The sequence below is a fragment of the Paenibacillus antibioticophila genome, assembly GCF_000455265.1.
Taxonomy (GTDB): domain Bacteria; phylum Bacillota; class Bacilli; order Paenibacillales; family Paenibacillaceae; genus Fontibacillus; species Fontibacillus antibioticophila.
Map to the genome: position 1 here is coordinate 1781148 of NZ_HG005139.1, position 19722 is coordinate 1800869.

General features: G+C 48.5%; 14 protein-coding genes and 1 pseudogene. 10 read left to right on the forward strand and 5 right to left on the reverse strand.

Features of this window, described 5'->3' with window-relative positions:
• Positions 1-38: 38 nt before the first annotated feature.
• The 7 genes from TX85_RS08140 (at position 39) to TX85_RS08170 (ending at position 8602) form a co-directional block, all read left to right on the forward strand.
• A complete protein-coding gene (locus TX85_RS08140) occupies positions 39-953 on the forward strand; it encodes a tyrosine-type recombinase/integrase (protein ID WP_081671675.1) in 915 nt (304 codons plus the stop codon).
• Between the two features lie 45 nt (positions 954-998).
• Positions 999-1700, forward strand: coding sequence for a response regulator transcription factor (locus TX85_RS08145; protein ID WP_044478602.1), 702 nt, complete (start codon positions 999-1001; stop codon positions 1698-1700).
• Positions 1697-2683: a sensor histidine kinase gene (locus TX85_RS08150; RefSeq protein ID WP_044478603.1), complete on the forward strand. Its 987-nt coding sequence runs from the start codon at positions 1697-1699 to the stop codon at positions 2681-2683. The genes TX85_RS08145 and TX85_RS08150 overlap by 4 nt, the downstream gene beginning before the upstream one ends.
• A 226-nt stretch (positions 2684-2909) precedes the next feature.
• A complete protein-coding gene (locus TX85_RS08155) occupies positions 2910-3680 on the forward strand; it encodes an ABC transporter ATP-binding protein (protein WP_044478604.1) in 771 nt (256 codons plus the stop codon).
• The gene (locus TX85_RS08160) at positions 3655-5604 is read left to right on the forward strand and encodes an FtsX-like permease family protein (protein WP_044478605.1); all 1950 of its coding nucleotides are present in this window, start codon (positions 3655-3657) and stop codon (positions 5602-5604) included. Before TX85_RS08155 ends, TX85_RS08160 begins: the two co-directional genes overlap by 26 nt.
• An 80-nt stretch (positions 5605-5684) precedes the next feature.
• Complete coding sequence (locus TX85_RS08165) at positions 5685-7136, forward strand: ABC transporter substrate-binding protein (protein WP_148444349.1); 1452 nt, start codon at positions 5685-5687, stop codon at positions 7134-7136.
• A 35-nt stretch (positions 7137-7171) separates the two neighbouring features.
• A complete protein-coding gene (locus tag TX85_RS08170; protein ID WP_049894863.1) occupies positions 7172-8602 on the forward strand; it encodes an ABC transporter substrate-binding protein in 1431 nt (476 codons plus the stop codon).
• Positions 8603-8737: 135 nt separating this feature from the next.
• Here TX85_RS08170 and TX85_RS08175 read toward each other — a convergent pair whose 3' ends face one another.
• The 5 genes and pseudogenes from TX85_RS08175 to TX85_RS08195 form a co-directional block, all read right to left on the reverse strand.
• Complete coding sequence (locus tag TX85_RS08175) at positions 8738-10507, reverse strand: ABC transporter ATP-binding protein (RefSeq protein ID WP_044478606.1); 1770 nt, start codon at positions 10505-10507, stop codon at positions 8738-8740.
• Positions 10507-12257, reverse strand: a pseudogene (locus TX85_RS08180) (ABC transporter ATP-binding protein). The gene TX85_RS08175 and the pseudogene TX85_RS08180 overlap by 1 nt, the downstream one beginning before the upstream one ends.
• A gap of 123 nt (positions 12258-12380) precedes the next feature.
• A complete protein-coding gene (locus tag TX85_RS08185; RefSeq protein WP_049894864.1) occupies positions 12381-13436 on the reverse strand; it encodes a sensor histidine kinase in 1056 nt (351 codons plus the stop codon).
• Positions 13429-14106 carry a response regulator transcription factor gene (locus tag TX85_RS08190; RefSeq protein WP_044478607.1) on the reverse strand — a complete coding sequence of 226 codons (678 nt, stop codon included), beginning with the start codon at positions 14104-14106 and terminating at the stop codon, positions 13429-13431. The genes TX85_RS08185 and TX85_RS08190 overlap by 8 nt, the downstream gene beginning before the upstream one ends.
• 5 nt (positions 14107-14111) lie before the next feature.
• Positions 14112-14879, reverse strand: coding sequence for a TetR/AcrR family transcriptional regulator (locus TX85_RS08195; RefSeq protein ID WP_044478608.1), 768 nt, complete (start codon positions 14877-14879; stop codon positions 14112-14114).
• A gap of 206 nt (positions 14880-15085) precedes the next feature.
• Between TX85_RS08195 and TX85_RS08200 the strand changes: the two genes are divergently transcribed.
• The 3 genes from TX85_RS08200 (at position 15086) to TX85_RS08210 (ending at position 19552) form a co-directional block, all read left to right on the forward strand.
• On the forward strand, positions 15086-16066 hold the full coding sequence (locus TX85_RS08200; protein ID WP_044478609.1) for a daunorubicin resistance protein DrrA family ABC transporter ATP-binding protein: 981 nt from the start codon (positions 15086-15088) through the stop codon (positions 16064-16066).
• On the forward strand, positions 16063-16899 hold the full coding sequence (locus TX85_RS08205) for an ABC transporter permease (protein WP_044478610.1): 837 nt from the start codon (positions 16063-16065) through the stop codon (positions 16897-16899). Before TX85_RS08200 ends, TX85_RS08205 begins: the two co-directional genes overlap by 4 nt.
• Before the next feature lie 394 nt (positions 16900-17293).
• Positions 17294-19552: an ATP-binding cassette domain-containing protein gene (locus TX85_RS08210; protein ID WP_044478611.1), complete on the forward strand. Its 2259-nt coding sequence runs from the start codon at positions 17294-17296 to the stop codon at positions 19550-19552.
• Positions 19553-19722: the final 170 nt, after the last annotated feature.

Consider the following 19722-nt stretch of genomic DNA (forward strand, 5'->3'; position numbering starts at 1 on the left):
TTTTGCGCACTTTTGATTTTAAAGCGAGGGATAGCATTGTGAACACCAAGTATGACATCGAAGACATGTATGCCGAGCCGATCCAGGCCTTCCAGGTATGGATGAAGCAATCCGGTTACACGGAGGCCACACGGAAAGAGTATTTGAGAGAGGTCTATGATTATTTGAGTTCATTAGATGAAGCGCCTGTACAGCAAGCGGGCAAGCTGAATGTGGTCAGCTTTCTCGTGTCGAAGCAAGAGAAGGCGGGGGATCGGACACGCAACCGGACGTTGTCTGCAATCCGTTCGTTCTATGCTTCCTTGATTGATTTTGAGCTGGCCACACGGAACCCGGCTATGGAGGTAAAGAAATCGAAGACAGAGAGGAATAAGAATCCGGTCTATCTCGAGGAGCAGGATCTGCAAAAGGTGCTGCACTATGTGGGCGGGCGGTTTCTTGAACGGAATCTGGCCATTTTTCTGCTTATGGGCTATTGCGGGCTGCGGGTGGGAGAGGTTCATCGGATGAATATCTCTCATTTCAAAAAGGAGAGGGGAGCTCTTGAGGTGCTTGGCAAGGGAAGAAAGTGGAATGAGATTCCGCTGCCGGCGATGGTAACGGAGGTGCTGATGCGAGCCGCTGAGGAGCGAATTTCTCCTTTTAGCGCCAAAGAAGAAGCCTTTTTCGTATCCCAAAAGGGGAGAAGACTGTCCATCCGCCAGATTCAGAAGATTGCGGCACAGGTGTTTGAGGCCTATAAGCTGGATCACCCGCATTTGACGGACATGAAGCTGTCCTGCCATAAATTACGTCATTCCTTCGCTACACTGCTACTGAATAACAATGTAGATATCCGTGTCGTCAAGGAACTGATGGGCCATGCATCCATTGAGACGACGATGATCTACACGCATATCAATGATGAGCAGAAGCGAAATGCTATGTCCGCGATTAAAGTGCCGAAAATCTAAAGAAGGGCGAAGCTCTTTCTACTTGAATCAAAAGGAGCTGGACTGATGCACAAAATATTTATCGTCGAGGATGATAGCAAAATCTCCAACCTGCTGCACTCGTACATGTCCAAATATGGATTTGAAGCAAGGGAGGCGGTCGATTTCAATGATGTACTGGAGGAGTTTCAGGACTGCAGAGCGGATCTGGTGCTGCTCGATATAAACCTGCCCAAGTATGACGGCTTCTACTGGTGCCGGCAAATCCGCACACATTCGAATTGCCCGATTCTTTTTATATCTGCTCGGGACAGTCAGATGGATCAAGTCATGGCGCTTGAGAACGGAGCGGATGATTACATAACCAAGCCGTTCCATTATGAGGTTATCATGGCCAAAATAAAAAGTCAGTTGCGCAGAGCGTACGGAGCCTACGCTTCAAGCCAGGAAGAGAGGAAGCTGGAGTCCGGCGAGCTGATTCTGTATCCCGAGCGCTACATCGTAAGCTATGCGGGCCACGTAACCGAGCTGACTGTGAAAGAAAGCCAGTTACTGGAGGCGCTTATGCTGAAGGAGGGCAGAGCAGTGAGCAGGGAGAAGCTGCTCGATCTGATGTGGGAGGATCATCATTTTATCGATGACAATACCTTAAATGTGTACATTACAAGGCTGCGCAAAAAATTGAAGGAGCTTGGCTCGGAGGATCGGGTTGAAACGGTCCGAGGAGTAGGCTACAAGCTTGCATTAAGGCGGGAAGACCTGCAATGAAGCTGTTTTGGAAGGAACATGTGCCCCTGATGCTGTTCTATTCGGTTCAAGTTGCATTGGTCCCTGCCCTTTATTGGCTTACCGGGGAGGGACGGCCGTTTGCGATCGTCTTATACGGTGTCCTTTTAAGTACAGTTGTGCTTGTATTATACATGATTTTTCGCTATTGCCAGCACCGGAAGCTGTATCTACGCTTGGAAGAACCGCTTGCCGCGGAGGAAGAGCTGCTCCAGCCGATGGATGAGGCGCCGCTGTCCAATGCGGTTCATGAGCTGCTTCGCAGCTATGACAGGCATTTCAGGGACCAGCTCCGACAACAACAAAGCGGAAACGAGCAGCACCTCGCATTCATGAACCGTTGGGTGCATCAGATGAAAACGCCGATTTCCGTTATCCAACTGCTTCTGCAGGAACTGGAGGAGCCGGCAGCCGACAGCATTCAGGAGGAACTGGATCGGTTGAGCAAAGGGCTGGAGATGGTTTTGTATACCGCCAGGCTCGACCGGTTCGAGCATGATTTCTCAGTTCAACCTGTGGAACTGCTTCAGATCGTCAATCAGGTTGTAGCCGGCAACCGCAGACTGTTTATCAGCAAGGGAATTACTCCATCACTCCAAATCAGAAAGGGTTTGAAGGTATACACTGATGCGAAATGGCTGCGATTTTCGTTGGATCAAATTGTGGTTAATGCTTTGAAATACACCGTCGGGACAGATAAGCAGATTTCAATTTCAGCGGAGGAGCAGGGCGATTGCTGTAAACTGACCGTACAGGATCAAGGTATCGGGATTGAAAGAGAGGATTTGAACCGCGTGTTTCATCCTTACTATACAGGGGAACATGGGAGACAATATCAGGAATCTACCGGAATGGGCTTGTATTTGGTTAAAGAGGTGTGCGGGCTGCTCGGACACGAGGTTATGCTGCAATCAGAGCCGGGATCCGGTACAAGGGTAACTCTGCTGTTTAAGCATCGTACATAGTTTAGGCAGGTAAAGAAGTGCGGAAGCCTTGATTGCTCCTGCACTTCTTTTCTGTCTGATGAGTGGAATACAAATGATTTTTCGGCTAATCACCGAACGTAAGGCGAACATAAGCTTAACGGTGATGTAAGCTGTAGTTAAGGTAAATCGATAGTTCCTATTCCTCCGATAAGGTAGATTAATAGAGTAGGGACCAATGAACCTTTTCTTGAAAGGAATGAGAAGTATGAGTATTTTGCAAGTGAAGGCACTTAATAAAGTATACCCGGGAAAAGTTGTGACACATGCTTTAACGGATATCCATCTAACTATCGAGCAAGGGGAGTTTGTAGGTATTATGGGGCCGTCAGGCAGCGGAAAAACAACACTGCTTCACATGGTTTCCACGATTGATGAGCCTAGCTCCGGGGAGGTGCTCATTAACGGCAGCAATCCTTTTCAGCTGAGAACAAAGGAGCTGGCATTATTTCGTCGCCGGCAGCTTGGCTTTGTATTTCAGGATTTTAACCTGATGGACACCCTTACTGTTGCAGAGAATATTGTTCTTCCGCTGACACTGGACAATTATCGACTGTCGGAGATGGAAGAGAGGCTGGGGCAAATCGCCGAGCGTTTGAACATTACATCGATATTAAACAAACGGACGTATGAAATATCCGGAGGGCAGCGCCAGCGGACTGCCATAGCCAGGGCGGCGATCGCGGCCCCATCGCTGCTGCTCGCGGACGAGCCCACAGGAGCGTTGGATTCAACCTCTTCGAAGGTTGTCATGGAATCGCTGGCCGACATCAATGAACAGCAGGGCACTACGCTGATGTTGGTCACTCATGATCCGGTCGCAGCCAGCTACTGCCGTCGGATTATTTTTATTAAAGACGGGCGTTTGGCTGCGGAAATTCACCGAGGCAACAACCGGCAAGCCTTTTTTCAGAAAATCATCGATACTTTGTCTTTCTGGGGAGGGAATATGAATGACTTTTCCTCAGTTCGCGTTTAATAATGTCAGACGCAACGGCCGTGCTTACACGGCATATTTATTAAGCAGCGCATTTATGGTGATGATTTTTTTTACGTATGCCGTTTTCATCTATCATCCTGAAATTCAGCGGGCGCCGATGGGCAAAATGACGTTAATCTGCATGCAGGTTGCCGCGTACGCGGTGTTTATATTTGCGATCTTTTTTGTGCTCTATTCAATCAGCGCTTTTTTGAAGTCCCGCAATAAGGAGTTTGGGATTTTAATGATGCTGGGCGCACGGCCGGGACAAATTAATGGCCTGATTTTTTTGGAAAATATGATCATCGGCACAGTATCCATTGTCACCGGAATCGCCGGCGGGCTGCTGTTGTCCAAGCTGTTCTTGCTGTTCAGTACAAAAATGATCGATTTGAATGAGCTGGCCTTTTATTGGCCGGTGAAGGCAATGGTGCTGACAGCGGGCTGCTTTGTTGCTTTATTTATGGCGATATCACTATTTACGCTGCTGTTTATTCGCAAAAACCGGGTGCTGGAGCTTTTGAAGGGCAGCAGCAGGCCGAAGCGGGAGCCGAAAGCTTCGATTTGGCTTTCCGTATTGGGCGTGGTTTTGCTGAGTATTGGTTTTGTGGTCCTTAGCAAGGACACTCTATCTCCGAAAGTCCTGATGATCGCCGCTTTTTCCGGCATTTTCGGCACGCACCTCTTTTACTCCCAGCTGTCAGTTCTCCTCATTCGTTTGCTCAAACGAAATCGAAAACGTGTATGGCGCGGCACTAATTTGCTGTGGATTTCCGAGATCAGCTATAAGCTGAAGGATCATGCCAGAATGCTGTTTCTGGTGACGGTTGTTACTTCAATCGCTAGCATAAGCGCAGGTTTTGTACTGGCCGTTGATCAAGACAACAAGCAGCAGTTTATGAATAATAAATTTGCTCTCACGTATAACGTATTTCAGCCAAAGCATATCGATGAAGAACTGGCGACTATTGAGAAATTAATGCAGGAATCAGGCATCGCTTTTGAGCGATTTCGGATAGACTCTATTCTCGCGGGGCTGCAGAATTACGCTCACGACCCAACAACTGGCAGCGATGTAGAGTTTGTTCGGGTAAGTCAGTTTAATGAGCTGGCGATTTTGCTGGAGTTACCGCCGCTGGAGAATCTGCCGAAGCAAGCGGCTGTGGCGGTTTATCCGGACGCAAAACGTTTGCCCAGGCCATTAAAGTTTGAGGGAACCGAGTCCAGCATTACGATTGTACAGGAAATCAGTATGCCCCAGCTGGGAGGCGTTAGTGATGCAGGGGTTATGCTCATTGTTGAGGATGCTTTTTTTAACCAATTATCGGCTGATTTACATAGCAGACCAACGTATTTCTATTCTGTACCTTCCTGGGCACAGCTTCCCTCGCGGCAAGATGAGCAATCCGAGATCGGTACAAAGCTGTACACATGGAATCAGAAGCAAATGGACAAGACCCGGGGCAGTGTCGAAGGTTGTCCCAATTGTGCAAACTTTTTGACGGTTCGTTCCTCCAAGTATTGGAGCACGAAAGATACGACCTCGGTGCTCAGCTTTATTGGGGTTTTTATCACATTAATATTCTCGATTTCGACGGCAAGCTTTTTGTATTTTAAGCTTTATACGGAGCTATCCGCCGACAGCCGAACGTACCATGCACTTTCCAAGATCGGACTGAGCAGCAGTGAGATGAGCGCGGCGGCTACGAAGCAAATTGCTTGTATCTTTTTTATACCGATTCCGGTATCCACGATACAAGCGCTTGTGGTTTTGAAGTCTGTAATGGGCTATATGAGGATCTCACATGTCTATGTCTATAAGGCTACTTTTACAGTGGCGCTGGCTTATTTGGCCGCCCAGACCGTCTACTTTGTCATTGCGAGATCGCGTTATGTGAAAGCTTTACAGAAAATGATGGTCTAAACAACTGCCAGGCTTTATGGGAAAATTGAATCATTTTTTCAAATGGGGGAATTAGTTTGGGCAAGTTCAAGTTAACATCTATGCTGCTTATAGGTTTACTAATGATTGGGTTGGCAGGTTGTACAAGCTTGCCGGCGGCAAACACTGTAAAGTTGAAGGTGATGACTTACGAGAAAGAAAACAGATACTTTAATCATCAATACGGTGATATGTTCCATGCCGAGAACGGTTCGATTAAGATTCAGCTTGTTAGGCCCAAAAGTGTGGAACTTGAGAAGACGGCTTCGAACTATGTGGAGACTCTTAAGCAGTCTATCGAACAAGAACAACTGGATGTTCTTTACCTAAGTATTGATGATTATAAGCGGTTATCAGCTGCAGGGTTCCTGTTAGATCTTGAACCGCTAGTGGCGCGGGATCACTACAATATCGACACGATTTATCCTTCGATCATCAACTTTCTTAGGGAACAAGGCGGCGGGAAGTTGTATGGGTTTGCGCCCACATTCCAGCGACAAGTCATCTTTTACAATATGGACCTGTTTGAGCAATATGGAATTGAGCCGCCACACGACGGGATGACTTGGCAAGAGCTGATCGACTTAGCAGGACGATTTCCAACCGATGGGGATGAGCAGTCCAGGATATACGGGGGATTCACGAGTTTCGGGTTAGACAAAGAAAGCCCTCTAAGAGAGTTAGGTACGCGGATAGGTTTATCTATGGGATTAAAGGCAGTTAACCTTGATACAATGCAAGTTACAGTGGATACAGAAGGCTGGAAGCAAGCGTACGAACAAGCTCAAAAAGCATTATCTACAAATGCCCTCTACAAGGGGGAATTTAACACGGATGAAGATTTCGATGAACAGCAACTTTTTGCTAAGGGGCGGCAAGCGATGTTGATCGCTGAAGAACCTAGCTGGGCTTATAGTGTACTTGACTATATAAAAAGTGGTAAATCAGGGGTTAAGCCATTTAGAGTAGGTATTGCGGTTGGTCCAGTGGATCCGTCCAACCGAGAAATAACAAGAGATCTCAATTTGGGTAATGACTATGTATATGCGATTCGTGCCAGTTCCTCCAATATAGATGCTGCATGGGAATTGTTGAAGTTTATGCAGGGGAATGAGATTGCCAGCAAATTGGCGAGAAGACCTGATCATGGCATCCCTTCACGCATGGGTCAAACAAGCGATTATTATGGGATTAACCTGGATGGATTCTATCACTTAACCTCTTTGCCACTGAGTAATTACTATGATGATCCTGATAGTGGTATGATTACGGATGAATTCAAAGAAAAATATGAGGAGATTATGTATCGTGAATGGACCCAAGTAGAGAGGTCTCAAAAATCCCTTGATGAAGCGCTACAGACGATTCAGCGAGATGCACAAGTCGCCCTTGATGAAGCGAACCTTGCCAGGAAGGTTAATGAAAAAAATGGAGGGAAAGAGCCGGACAAAAGCATGGCAAAGGAAAAGATGACCATCAATTGGGATGATTTCAAGACAGTGCCTTTTAAATGACTATGCTGCATGTTGAGCGGAGATAGGAGACGATGATGAACAGATCATGGTTGCAAGTAGTTACGATGTTTGTTGTTAGTTGCCTGTTAGTAGTAGGTTGTACAAGTGAATCTAAGGGTCCAATTGAACCAACGATGGAATCAAAGAAGAATCAAGAGACGACTACGCTTAAGGTCATCTATCCGGATTCAGAATTATTCTACAAGCAATATGGGGATGGGTTCACCACACTTCATAATCATATCCAATTTGAAGTCATCAGCGATGCAGACATTTATAAGGATATGGGGGACAAGACGAAGGAAGAGGTGTATGCCCAGTTTATTGAGGAAGAACAGCCGGATATCTTGATTCTGGATGCTCATCAGTTTAAAAATCAAATTAACGATGGAAACCTGACTGAACTTGATTCGCTTAGTACTAGAGATAACTATAATCTGGATGGGTTTGTTCCCGGTCTCGTTGATCAACTTAGAGAAATAGGCGGTGGTGAATTGTATGGGCTTACTCCGTCGTTCTCGAACAAGGCGATATTTTATAACAAGGACCTGTTTAAGAAAAATGGCATAGAGTTGCCAGCTGATGGAATGAGTTGGTACGACATCATTGATCTGGCCCGCCATTTTCCTACTGGAGGGGATAAACAATCTCGAATTTATGGATATAGCGGTGGAGAAGTGTATGAAGCCCCTATGGATCTAGTTACACTGATTGATAAGATGAGCCGGGCTGAAGGGTTGTCGATCGTGAATACAAATACGATGCAGGTGACCATTGATACAGATGCGTGGAAGAAAGTGATTCAGACCGCTATCAAGGCAGACCAATCGGGAGCTATTTTTAATTCCATGGATGAATTATTCACCAGTGGAACAATTGAGGAGTTTTATGACAGCCAACAATTTCTCATGGGGCGTTCCGCTATGCATATTGGATCTGTAACGTCGCTAGCACTTATGGATCATTTCAAGAATGATTTGAACGATGATGTACCCTTTGAACTCGGGATTGCCGCTGGACCCGTCGATCCCCTTGATCCTACATCGACTTATGTAACTCCAGGTGATATATTCGCTATTAATATAGCATCAGTTCATCAAGATACAGCATGGGAATTTATGAAGTATGTGTGCGGTGAAGATTATGCTCGTGCCAGCTCCGAATCCAATGAATTGTTGTTAGGCCAGCAACTGTTATTAAGTCGATCCGGATATATGACTGACTATGAAGGAATCAGTTTAGAGCCGTTCTATCAGTTAAAATCAAAATTTCCAAGGCGTAGTGATGATTGGTACAAGCTGCCTGATCAATTCTTCAACGATTTTGCTGCGATCTTAAGTCGAGAACTAGAACTTGTGAAAAAAGGACAAAAATCCCTTGATGAAGCGGTAGCAACCGTAAAGTCCGAAGCGCAAGCGGTGCTTGATCAAGCTGCATATGAAATGAAATTAATGGAGTCAACTTAGTAGTAAGTATGAACATACTACTTTATCATTGCGAGATCACGTTATGTCAAAGCTTTACAGAGAACGATGGTGTAAACAAAGAACAGCACTTCGTCCAATGGACTAGGTGCTGTTCTTTTTCGAGGCAACAAGGCCTTAGGATGCCTGCTCGAACTGGCTGTTGTACAGTTCAGCATAGAAGCCGTTCCTAGCCAGCAGCTCGTCATGGCTGCCGCTCTCGAGAATATCGCCATCCTTCAGCACGAGTATTACGTCGGCATTCTTGATGGTAGAGAGGCGGTGAGCGATAACAAAGGAGGTTCTGCCCTCCATGAGCTTATCCATGGCTTGCTGGATCAGAAGCTCTGTGCGAGTATCCACCGAGCTGGTCGCTTCATCAAGGATGAGCATTGGCGCATCCTTGAGCATCGCACGGGCAATCGTGAGCTGCTGCTTCTGACCGGCTGACAGATTAACTCTGTCGTTCAGCACGGTATCGTATCCGGAGCTCAAGGTCTGGATGAAATGATGCAGGCCAACGGAGCGGCAAGCATCTTCAATTTGCTTATCGGTAACCCCTGTCTTGTTATAGACAAGATTCTCACGAATCGTGCCCTCAAACAGCCAGGTATCCTGAAGAACCATGCAGAACAGATCATGCACATTCTCTCTGGTCAGACTGCTGATCGGCTTGTCATCGATGTAGATTTCACCGCCGTTAATTTCATTAAAGCGTATGAGCAGGTTGACAAGGGTTGTTTTCCCTGCACCTGTCGGGCCGACGATGGCGATCTTTTGACCAGGCATAACCTCGGTTGAGAAGTCCTTGATCACCGGTTTGTCCGTGTTTTCGTAAGTAAACTGTACATGGTCAAATTTCACTTTACCTACTGCGGTATCGAGACGCTCGCTCTTATGCGCTTCATTGTCCATTTCTTCCGCTTCCAGAAATTCAAAGACGCGCTTGCTGGCGGCTGAAGCCGACTGTAAGCTCTGCGCTGCCTGAGCAATCTGGGAGAGGGGTTGAGTAAAGTACCGTACATACATGATAAAGGCAACGATAACACCGAAGGATATTTTTCCGTTCATGGCCATAACCGCACCGACGACGCAGACAGCTACGAAGCCAAGGTTCCCGATAAACATCATAATCGGCATCATCAGACCGGAGAGGAACTGCGCCTTGAATGCACTGTCTTTCAGGTTGTCATTCAGGCTCTCGAATTCAGTACGCATACGATCTTCGCCATTATAAGCCTTCACGACGGTATGCCCAGTGTATACTTCTTCGACGTGACCGTTGATTTTACCTAAATACTCTTGTTGACTTAAAAAAAACTGTTGGGATTTCTTCATAATGACCGACATCAGGCCGAAACCAATCAGGGTAGCTATAATTGCAGTAACCGTCATAATTACGTTTGTCTTCAGCATCATAACAAGGGATCCGACCAGCATGGCGACGGCTGTGACCAGTGTCCCGATGCTTTGGTTCATTGCTTGCCCAATCGTATCAACGTCGTTGGTTACCCGGGACAGAATATCGCCGGTAGTCGACTTGTTATAGTAAGAGATCGGAAGCCGATTGATCTTGTGCGAGATATCGGCTCTTAATTTCTTGGAGACGCGTTGGGTGACGATCGACATGATAATCCCTTGCATCATCGACAACAGGGTGCCAAGCGCATAAATAAATACAAGGAAGAGCCCGATTGAAGTAACTTCCTTCATATCAATGCCATTAACTAGGCCGGCGGTAATTAAATCCGTCATTTCGGAGAGCTTATCCGGCCCGAGCAGGGTCAATACGGTACCGATTGCCGCACTTAGAATGGCGATCACAATGACAGGGATATGACTTTTACAATAACGGAGAAGCTTGCCCCAGGTGTTGGATTGATTTGACTTCTCTTTGTTCTTGCTCATTATGCCAGCTCCTCCTTCGAAAGTTGTGAATAAGCAATCTCTTGGTACACATCACAGGATTCCATCAATTGTTCATGGGTTCCATGCCTGCGATTCGTCCATCCTCCAGGACAATAATTTTGTCCGCATCCTTAATCGTACCGATCCGCTGAGCCACGATAAGCATCGTTGTTCCGCTGGATTCCTTCTTCAGCTCACTGCGCAGCTTGCGGTCTGTCTTGTAATCGAGGGCAGAGAAGGAGTCATCAAAGATCAATATTTCCGGACGACGGGCAATAGCTCTGGCAATGGATAAGCGCTGCTTTTGCCCGCCGGAGAGATTGGAACCGCCTTGGGCCACATGGGCCTCATAGCCGTCCTCCATTTTCTCAACGAATTCAGAAGCCTGCGAAGTGTATACGGCATCTACCACATCATAGACAGCATCCCGGCCGTTGTCGCCAAACGCCACATTGGAGGTTACGGTCCCGCCGAACAGAATTGCTTTTTGGGAGACATACCCCAGCTTGTTCCGGAGAGCGGCTTGTTCATATTCGTTCACATTTACGCCGTCCACAAGGACCTCGCCCTCTGTAGCATCATAAAAGCGAGGAATCAGATTCACTACCGTACTCTTGCCGCAGCCGGTTGAGCCGATAAATGCGACAGTTTCACCCTTTTTAGCCGTAAAGCTGATGTCCTTAATCACATAATCCTCGGCATCCGGATATTTAAAGCTGACATTTCTGAACTCAACTTCACCAACTCGTCCGACTGGGGAGGAGGTAAGTGGTCCATCAAGAAGGCTTGGCTTGGTATCGAGCACTTCATTGATTCTCTTTGCGGATACATGTGCGCGAGGCATCAGGATAAAGATCATAATCAACAGCATAAAAGCCATCACGACCTGCATTGCATAGGAGGAGAAGACGATCATATCCGAGAACAGTCCAATCTTCGCCGGAGCTGCGGCATTCTGAATCAGAATCGCACCAATCCAGTAGATGGCAAGACTTAGACCGCTCATAATCATTGAAATACTTGGCATCATCAGGGACAGGACATTGTTGGCAAACAGGTTCGTCCGGGTCAGCTCATGGTTTGCTTCACCGAATTTTTCTTCCTGGTATTCATCCGCGTTATAAGCTCGAATGACCCGAATTCCGTTCAAGTTCTCCCGCGCTACCCGGTTCAGGTTATCAGTGAGCTTCTGGAGCCTCTGGAACTTCGGCAGGACCAGAGTAATAGCTATTCCGACGATCACGATCAGAACAGCAACAGCGGTTCCTGTGGCGAAGGACCACTGCCAGCTCTTGCCCGTAATTTTAAGAATCGCCCATATGGCAAGAATCGGTGCCTTGATCAGCACCTGCAAGCCAATAACAATCAGCATTTGAACTTGCGTAATGTCATTTGTGGAACGGGTGATCAAGCTTGCAGTTGAGAAGTTGTTGATTTCCTCCATAGAGAAGGATTGCACCTTATCGAACAATCTTGAACGAAGACGGGCGGAAAAATTGGCCGCAATCCTGGCTGCAATTCCAGCCGCGATAATCGAGGTTGCCAGACTGCCCAAGGCACACAGCAGCATCCAGCCGCCAGCCGTCCAGATTTCGCTCATTTCACTGTTCGGCGTTTGTACGAGCCGGGTAATATCGCTCATATAGCCGGGCATTTCGAGATCCAGCCAGACCTGTGTCGCAATGAACAGAAGGCTGATACAGATGAGCATCCATTCTTTTGGGTTTAAGTACTTAAGTATTTTTAGCATTGCTGTGACTCCTTTGCAGGTTGTTGATATGTATATTACTAGATAAAGATAAACTCAAAGTTAACTTTTCTGAAAAAAGAAAAAGGACCTGAAAGTTACCATACGGCACTTTCAGGTCCTGGATTACATCGAGAGGGGGAGCGTTACGGTGAAGGTTGTTCCCTGGTTCAGACTGCTGTCACAAGTAATTGTCCCTCCGTGCAGCTCAACAATTTGATGAGCAATGGAAAGCCCAAGCCCATTGCCCGCGGTGGAGTGGGAGGCATCCTGTTGATAGAACTTATCGAAGATTCTGGGAAGAGCGTCTGGACCGATGCCGGGTCCGCTGTCCTGAATCAGGATAGCAAGGCGGTCTTCTTTTTTCTTCATCTCAATCTGAATAGAGCCGCCCTCGGGTGTGAATTTGATCGCATTATCCAGCAGGTTCAGCCAGACCTGATTCATCAGCTCCTTGTTGCCGGATATTTCCCGATCCTGTACATGGACATCCAGAGACAATTGCTTTTTGTCGATCTTGGCCGCCAGCAGCAGGACACATTGCCGGAGCTGTTCTCCGATATTGAAGCGATCCTTATCTGTGAGAATGTTTTGCGCTTCAATCTTCGAAAGCACCAACACATTGGAGGCGAGGGAAGCCAGCCTGGCGGATTCCTCGATCACAATGTCGAGATACTCGTCGCGCTCCTCCTTGGACAGGTCATCATGCTTCAACACCTCGGCAAAGCCCTTGATCGACACAATTGGAGTCTTGAATTCATGAGAGAAATTATTGATGAAGTCTTTACGCAGGATCTCGATGCCGCCAAGCTCCTCGGCCATTTTATTGAAGTTTTCCGAGAGTACCTTAAACTCAGGAGGCCCCTCCAGCTCAAGGCGAATCGAAAAGTCGCCTTTGGCAAGTCTTGCGGTTCCTTCGATGAAGGTTCGAATCGTCTTGACCATTTTGCGGCTGGTCATCGCCGAGATCGTCGTGCCGATAATCGCGCAGGAGATCAGCAAAACAATCGGAAGATAGACGCCGTCCTGGCCAATCTCATTATTTATTAACCCGAAGAAATGGGCTATGAAGAACAAGGTTCCGGTAATTGAGACGGTGATCAGAAAAATAAAAAAGACAGCCAGCGAGAAGTAGATTGGCAAGCTAATTCGGCTATGAAGCTTACGGCTCCATTTATTCAACGTGTCTCACCGCCTTGTAGCCCAGTCCGCGAACAGATACAATTTCGAATTCCGGATACGTCTCGAACCGTTTTCGCAGCCGATTAATATGTACATTGACCGTGGTGTCGGTGCTCTCACTTTCCATCCCCCAAATCTCATCCATCAGCTGGATTCGGGTGAAGATCCGCTCCGGATAAGATAGCAGCTTGTACAGCAGATAGAATTCCTTCTGGGGGAGGGTCTGCTTCTCATCTCCACGGGTAACGGTCAGCGCATCATGGTCCAGGACTACCTTGCCTACCGCCAGTTTTCGGGCGCTTGCAATCTGGGAGCGGCGAAGCAATGCCTGAATGCGCAAAAGCATCTCCTCCGTATCCACCGGCTTGGTCATATAATCATCGGTTCCTAGCCGGAACCCTTTCTTCTTATCCTCCGGAAGCTGCTTGGCAGTGGCCATCAGAATCGGGATCTGGCTATCCGCGGTCCGAACCTCCTGCGCAAACTCATAGCCGTCCATATTCGGCATCATGATGTCCAGAATAATCAGGTCAATATGCTGTACCTCAAGCAGATGAAGCGCCCTGACCCCGTCTTCAGCTGTAAATACCGTGTATCCTTCACGCTTAAGGACCGTTTCCATTAATCTTCGCACATGCTTATCATCTTCTACGACAAGGATATGGATCATAGGGTTCAACTCCAGTTCTGTTTAATCAACGCGGCTGTACCGGCGATAATACGTTCCAGACCAAATAGATAGGCATGCTCCGGACTATAGGCGCTTTGATGCATCTCGCCTGCGGCATTGCCGACGCGAGAAGAGACGGGGAAGCGGCTCCAGTCGGTTATATTATCGAGCACGGGAGACAAGGCGAGCCACCATTCGTTATCATCCTGCCCGGAGGAGGCCTCGGTTCGTTTCATGCTGAACTGCAGCCGCGCACAGCTCTCCACATGCATGAGCAGAAGCGAGAGAGTGGAGTCCATCTCGATATCGGACAGACCGATGCCATCCAGCGCGCATAATTCCAGCTCGTATTTGAGCACAACATGGGGGCCCAGCACGGGTCTTCTGCCGGAGAGGTCGACAATCCAGGGATGCTTCCGGTACAATTCCCAATTCGTCTTGGCTATGGAGCGCATCGCCTCGCGCCAATCCCCTCCGCATGCTCCCCGAATATCGGTGCAGCCTTCATACAGATCCGCCTGAGATTTGTCCAGCATCAGGTCCAGCAGTTCGGACTTGCTGGGCACATAGGTATATAACGACATGGCGCCAACTCCAAGACGCTCTGCCACCTTGCGCATCGACAACTGCTCGATGCCGTTCTCATCGGCTATTTCCATACCGGCCAATACGATCTTCTGCACGATTAGGCCGCTTCGGCCCGGCACTGTCTGCGAGCCCCATAGGAGACTCAAGCTGCGTGCATAGTCATTTCCTGATTGATTAATAGTCATCGACGACAGAACTCCATTCCCATGATTTGATAACACCATTATACACGGGAGCATTGACAGTTAAAAGCAATAGATGATACACTGTACCGTACACTGTACGATAATAAATTGCGGTAGAGGTTTTAAGCGCAAAACCGCGCTTCATTCTCGTGCGGAAATAACAAGGCCAGATGTAATACTGGCCCTTCGAAAGGGGAATGCATGCAATGGGAGAAGGGGCGTATGCTATTCAAGCACGCAATGTGAAGAAGCATTACGGAAGAACGAAAGAAGGACCGGGGCTGAATGGTCTCTCGCTGAACGTGCCGACAGGATGTATCTTCGGCCTGCTCGGGCCGAATGGAGCCGGGAAGACGACCGTGGTCAAAATATTGACGACGCTGCTCCGCATGGATGAAGGCAGCGCCACTGTCGCGGGGTACGATGTGAGCAAGGAGGGGCATCTCGTCCGTTCAAGGATCGGGCTGGCGGGACAATACGCCGCTGTCGACGAGCAGTTGACGGGCTACCAGAACCTGGAGATGTTCGGACGACTGAATCGATTGGCGAAGAAACATGCGAGCAGACGCGCCGAGGAATTGTTGACACAATTCGATCTGACAGAAGCGGCGAGCAGAGCTGTGGGCAAATATTCAGGAGGGATGCGAAGACGGCTTGACCTTGCTGCCAGCCTGATCGTGTCGCCGGATGTGCTGTTCGTCGACGAGCCGACGACCGGTCTGGATCCTCTTGCTAGGCAAGAAGTGTGGAGAGCGATTCGCTCGCTGAAGGAGGCGGGGACGACCGTGCTGCTCACGACACAATATTTGGAGGAGGCGGATCAACTTGCAGATCTGATCTCTATTCTGAAGGATGGAAGAGTGATCAGAGAAGGCACGCCCGAGCATCTGAAGTCATCGTTCGGCGGCGACCGCTTGGAGGTAACGCTACTGAGACAAGAGGATGCCGTGGAGGCGGAACGTATTCTGCGCGGAATCGGCGGAGCCTCTGTTGTCGTAGACAACTCAGCGAACCGAATTAGCGTGCCGGTAAGCGACCGCACAGGCTCGCTGCTTAAGGCGGCAAGCGCGTTCGCAGACTCGGGGCTCGAGCCTGAGGATATGGTTCTGCGAAGACCAACTTTGGATGAGGTATTCATTCATTTTACGGGTCTGAATGGCGTATCGAATAAGGAGGAATCCAGATGATTGCGATGGATCGTAAAGCGAATGCTACTCACCCTTCGGCTGCCGCACGTATCCGCTATGCCTTTACCGATGTATGGGTATTGTCGAAGCGGGAGTTGCTGCATTGGGGAGGCAATCCTTGGGGAATTATGATCGGCTGGCTATTTCCCGTCATGATGCTGCTCATGTTCGGCTACTTGTTCGGGGGAGCAATGGCGGTTCCGGGGGGAGGCTCGTACTTTGAATTTCTCATGCCTGGCATGTTCGCGATGGCGATGTTCTTCGGTGTGGAGAGCACCGTCATGGCGGTAACGACGGATGCCTCGAAGGGCGTCACGGACCGCTTTCGGTCCATGCCGATTCATGCTTCGGCCGTTCTGCTAGGCCGATGTATGGTCGATATGCTTAATTCGATCATTGGGCTGCTTGTGTTGATCGTAACAGGTCTATTGCTCGGCTGGGGATGGCATGAAGGCGCAGACCATGCGCTTGCGGCATTCGGCCTCTTGCTGCTGCTGAGATTCTCGCTCCTGTGGGTCGGCATCTTCATTGGTCTTCATGCGACGAATCCACATAACGTGTCTATGGTGCAACTGCTCGTATGGCCGGTGGGCTTCCTATCGAATGTCTTTGTCGATACGACGACGATGCCCGCCTGGCTTGGAGTCATCGCGGAGTTTAACCCGCTGTCGGCGACATCGATGGCGGCGAGGGAGCTATTCGGCAATCCAGGCCTGCGTGGCGAGAGCTGGATGTCAGAGTATGCCATGCTGCTCGCCGTAGGCTGGCCCTTATTGCTCCTGGTGATTTTCCTGCCGCTGGCGGTGCGGAGCTACAGAAGGTTAAACAGATGAGGACATGAAGAACCGTTATTGTCCATGTCATTTCTATATATTTGTGTATTTTAATTTGGTAATATTAAAATCTGGTAATATTAAAACTATGATCAGAGGAGCTAAATGAATTTATATAAGTTGAACTAGAAAAATACACAGAAAGGGCATAAGTGTGAAGTGTGCTGAAGTAAAAGCTTTCTGAAAGGAAGCTACTTCGGGAGCATATGCTCGTAAGCGTTCGCCTTTGTGAGTGGATTTCTACCTTATAATAACTTCGTTCAATTAGAGAAATCCGCGAACAACAGCGATCGTAAGCACACTTCACACGTTGCCCCCAGTGTACAATCCTTGGTTCAACTTATATAGATTAGATTTAGACTCATTCAGTATTCTAATAATTGGAGGGACGTCAGTGACGAGAGAATCTGATCTGGAGTACATCGTTATTTCAGGCGCAAGGGAAAACAATTTAAGAGGTGTATCTTTAAAAATTCCCAAGCGGAAAATTACCATTTTCACCGGCGTATCCGGTTCCGGCAAGTCATCCATCGTGTTCGATACGATAGCTGCGGAATCCACTCGGCTGCTCAATGAAAACTTCAGCATGTTCGTGCGGAACTTTCTGCCCCGTGTACCCCAGCCGGATACAGATGGCATCGAGAATCTGAGCATGTCGGTAATTGTGGATCAGAAGCGTCTGGGCGGAGGATCCCATTCCACGATGGGAACGATTACCGATATCTCTCCCATTCTGCGGCTACTATTCTCTCGTGCGGGCCGGCCTCAGATCGGGCAAGCTTATATGTTCTCGTTCAATGATCCGCAAGGGATGTGTCCCGAGTGCAACGGGCTTGGGCGCAGGCTGGGTGTTGACCTCAGCAAGGCTCTGGATATGTCCAAATCGCTCAGACAAGGAGCCATCCAGCTTCCGGATTATAAAGTGGACGGTTGGGAATGGAACATGATCGTACAATCCGGAGAGTTCGACCTCGACAAGGAGCTAAGGGATTATTCCGAGCAAGAGCTTGAGAAATTACTCTATGCTAAGGCTCGAAAGGTGGAGATGGATTTCGCCGGAAAGGTCATGAATATAACCGTTGAGGGCGTGATAGAGAAATTCACCAACAAGTACATCAAGCAGGATTTAAAAACGAAGTCCGAGCGCACGCAGCGGGCAGTGGCCCCGTTTATTTCGGAAGGGTCTTGCTCCGCTTGCCGCGGCGCAAGACTTAGTCAGGCTGCTTTAAGCTGCAGAATTAACGGACTTAACATTGCCGAAATGTCGTCAATGGAGGTGGGCCAGCTGATTCGGGTTATTCACGAGATTGATGACCCAGTCGCCGCCCCGATCGTCAAAGCATTAACGGAACGGCTTCAGCACTTAGTGGATATTGGTTTGGAGTATTTGACGCTGAACCGGGAGACGGATACCTTATCCGGCGGCGAGTCGCAGCGCGTCAAGATGGTGAAGCATTTGAGCGGAAGCTTGGTGGATGTCACTTATATTTTCGATGAACCGAGTGTCGGTTTGCATCCGCGTGATGTCCACCGGTTAAATGAGTTGCTTCAGAAGCTGCGTGATAAAGGCAACACCGTTATTGTCGTCGAGCATGACCCCGATGTGATCAAGGTCGCGGATCATATTGTCGATGTGGGCCCTCATGCAGGCAGCCGCGGCGGCACGATCGTATATGAAGGCAGCTACGAGGGTTTGTTAGAGACGGATACACTGACGGGAACGCATATGAAGCGGCCGCTGCAACTGAAGCAGGATTGCAGGCATCCGTCCGGCAAGCTGTCTATCAAGAATGCTACACTGCATAATCTTAGAGATGTAAGTGTAGATATTCCAACTGGCATATTAACTGTGGTTACAGGTGTAGCCGGGTCGGGTAAAAGCACACTGATCAATGAAATATTCCTCAGCCAGCATGCGGATGCGATCGTCATTGACCAGTCAGCAATCGGAGTATCAACACGCTCCAACCCCGCAACCTATACGGGCATCATGGATGATGTGCGCAAGGCATTTGCGTCGGCGAACAAGGTGAATCAGGGTTTGTTCAGCTTTAATTCCAAGGGAGCCTGTGAGAACTGCCAAGGTCTTGGCGTTGTATATACTGATCTTGCATTCCTCGACAGTGTGAAACTGCCTTGTGAAGTATGCGGAGGCAGACGGTTCAAGGAAGAGGTACTCGAATACAAGTTGGACGGCAAGTCTATTGCTGAAGTATTGGAGATGACGGTAGAGCAGGCCTTGGAGTTTTTCCAATTGAAAGAAGTTGTACGCAAGCTCAAGGCACTGCGCGATGTAGGGCTGAACTATATTAAGCTGGGTCAGCCGCTAAGTTCGCTATCGGGCGGGGAATGCCAACGCATCAAGCTGGCCAGCGAGCTGCACAAGAAGGGCAGCATCTATGTCATGGACGAGCCTACAACGGGCCTCCATATGTCGGATATAGGCCATCTTCTTGAAATCATGAATCGGCTCGTGGATGCAGGTAATACGGTGATTGTCATCGAGCATAACCTTGAGGTGATCAGCCAGGCCGACTGGATCATCGATATGGGGCCGGATGGAGGCAGCAAGGGGGGACAGGTCATCTTTGAAGGCACGCCATCCCTCATTGTACATGCGGAGCAGTCAATAACAGGAAGGTATTTGAAGTAATATCGATTCAACCGGTTTAGCCCTCCAATCGCGGGGGCTTTTTATGTATGAAGCGGAGAGAAGTTTTTTGCTTATCCCCAATCACATAACGTGATTCTCGAAGAGATGACCCGAGCCTAAACAAAATTTGACTAACTCCGACAAAGTTAAAACAAATATCACAGACGGAG